The organism is Micromonospora sp. ATLC20, from assembly GCF_057196585.1.
The window spans coordinates 1-2,117 of the sequence record NZ_JBXUOV010000347.1 but is presented as its reverse complement, the minus strand read 5'-3'; the positions used below and the strand labels follow the sequence as shown (position 1 = coordinate 2,117).

Sequence of the window (2,117 nt, the reverse complement as noted above, 5' to 3'; positions counted from 1 at the left end):
GCCCGACTGGACCGGGTCCGCCGCGGCGGACTGGCCGTTGCCGGTGCGGCTGGGCGCCGGGCTGCTCGACGCGGCGCTCGCCGACGCCTCCGGTGACGCCCGGCGCGCCGGGCGGCTGCTGGAGGAGGTGCTGGCGCTCGCCGAGCCGGACGGCTTCCGGCGCGTCTTCACCCGCGCCGAACCGGGGGTACGGGACCTGCTCGCCGCGCGCCTGGACTCCGGCACCGCGTACTGGGCCACGGTGAGCGAGCTGGTGCGCGGCGTGGACGCGCAACCGGTGGCCGCGACTGCCGACGGTCCGGCCCGGACGCTCGACGAGCCGCTCACCGAGCGGGAGCTGACCATCCTGCGCTATCTCCAGAGCATCCTGTCCAACGTGGAGATCGCCGCCGAGCTGTCATTGTCGGTGAACACGGTGAAGACTCACGTGCGCAACATCTACCGCAAGCTCGACGCGACCCGCCGGCGGGACGCCGTCCGGCGGGCGCGCGAGCTGCGGCTGATCTGACCGTCAGCCGTCGTCGGTGGCGGCGTCCACCACTGCCAGCAGTTCGGCCAGGTCGTAGCCGCCGTCGTGCCGGACGTCGTTGACGAACAACGTCGGCGTGCCGTCGACGCCGCTGCGGATGCCGCCGACGAAGTCCTGCCGGACCCGGTCGGCGTACTCCTGCCGGCCGACCTCCGCGGAGATCTCCTCCGGCGACAGGCCGATCTGCTCCACGCCCAGCGACAGGTGCACCGGGTCGAGCTGGTCCTGGTGCTGGTAGAGCCAGTCGTACATCTCCCAGAACCGGCCCCGGGCGGCGGCGGCCTCGGCGGTCTCCGCGGCACTCTCCGCGTACGGGTGGACGTTGGTGATCGGGAAGTGCCGGTACGCCAGGCGCACCATGTCGGCCCGCTGGCGCAGCACCTCGGCCAGGTTCGGGTACGCGGCACCGCAGAACCGGCACTGGAAGTCGCCGTACTCGACGACGGTGACCGGCGCGTCCACCGGCCCGCGGACATGGTCTCGGTCGGTCACCGGAACCCGCAGCCGCGCGGTGGTGACCTGAAGTGGCGTGGTCATCCGGCACTCACCCGCCGATCCGAGTCGGATCACTCATGCCGCCCACGATGCCCGCGGCCCGGGTGAGGCGGGCTCACCCGGGCGGGGTGGTTCCGCCTCATCGCACGGCGAGGTGGTTGCGCACCTCCCGGATGCCTGGTGCGTTCCACACCACCCGCTCGATCTCCTCGCGTTCGCCGGGCGAGTGGACCCGTCCGTCCAGCAGCACCGTGTCGCCGTGCACCCGCACGTCGACCTCCTCGGCCTCGGTGGCGCGGTTGCGGGCCAGCGCGTCCACGATCCGCTCGGCCAGGTCACCGCCGTCGGCGCGCACCGCGGGGCGTACCGCGATGCCGTTGCTCACCCCGCACACGCCGGTGAGCCGGGCGACCGAGCGTTCGGCGGCCCGCCGCTGGTACTCCCACTCGACCTCGCCGTGCAGCGTGACCCAGCCGTCGGCAACCGTCACCTGCAACGCCTCGATCGGCACGAACGCGTCCCACTCCAGCGCCCGTACGGCCGCGACGGCGATCTCCGGGTCCTCCCGCCCGGCCGCGGTGTCGATCCGGACGGCGAGGTCGTTGGCGACCGCGCGGACCCGGGCGACCCGGTGCGCGGCCCGCTCGGCGGCCCACTTCTTGGCGTAGCTGTCGACCCGGCCGGCGAGCGTCACCACGCCCTCGGTGACGGTCACCCCGATCTCGTCCGCGCCGACCCGCGGTTCCCAGGTCAGCTCGTCGAGCACGGCGGACTGGATGTCCCGGTCGGTACGGGTGATCGTGTCGGTGGTCATCCGGCTCTCCCTCCCGTCGATCGCGGCACGGGCACGTGGTCCCGCACCCGCGATCCTGCGCCCGCCCCGGGTGAACGGGCCTCACCCGCTGCGGGTGAGGCAGCACGACGGCCGCCCCCGGAAGTCCCGGGAGCGGCCGTCGTCGTGTCGTACGGGGGGTCAGCCGTCCAGGCCGGCGGGCGAGTTCGGCCGGTCCACGTCCACGAACTCGATCTCCTCGGCGGCGCGGTCCCGGCTGCCGGCGGCGCGCGCCGCGGTGCCGGCGGCCCAGCCGATCGC

3 protein-coding genes are annotated in these 2,117 nt (G+C 74.2%); 1 reads left to right on the top strand and 2 read right to left on the bottom strand.

The genetic code is table 11. The features are described from left to right. The coding region (locus tag AC2CHG_RS31140) for a helix-turn-helix transcriptional regulator (RefSeq protein WP_484526176.1) at nt 1–508 on the top strand (508 nt) is incomplete at its 5' end. 3 nt (nt 509–511) lie between these two features. Here the strand turns inward: AC2CHG_RS31140 and AC2CHG_RS31135 are convergent. Together AC2CHG_RS31135 and AC2CHG_RS31130 are read right to left on the bottom strand one after the other, a co-directional pair. Next, a complete protein-coding gene (locus AC2CHG_RS31135; protein WP_463840861.1) occupies nt 512–1,066 on the bottom strand; it encodes a DsbA family protein in 555 nt (184 codons plus the stop codon). A gap of 97 nt (nt 1,067–1,163) precedes the next feature. After that, nucleotides 1,164–1,838 carry a BON domain-containing protein gene (locus AC2CHG_RS31130; protein WP_355508279.1) on the bottom strand — a complete coding sequence of 225 codons (675 nt, stop codon included), beginning with the start codon at nt 1,836–1,838 and terminating at the stop codon, nt 1,164–1,166. Nucleotides 1,839–2,117: the final 279 nt, after the last annotated feature.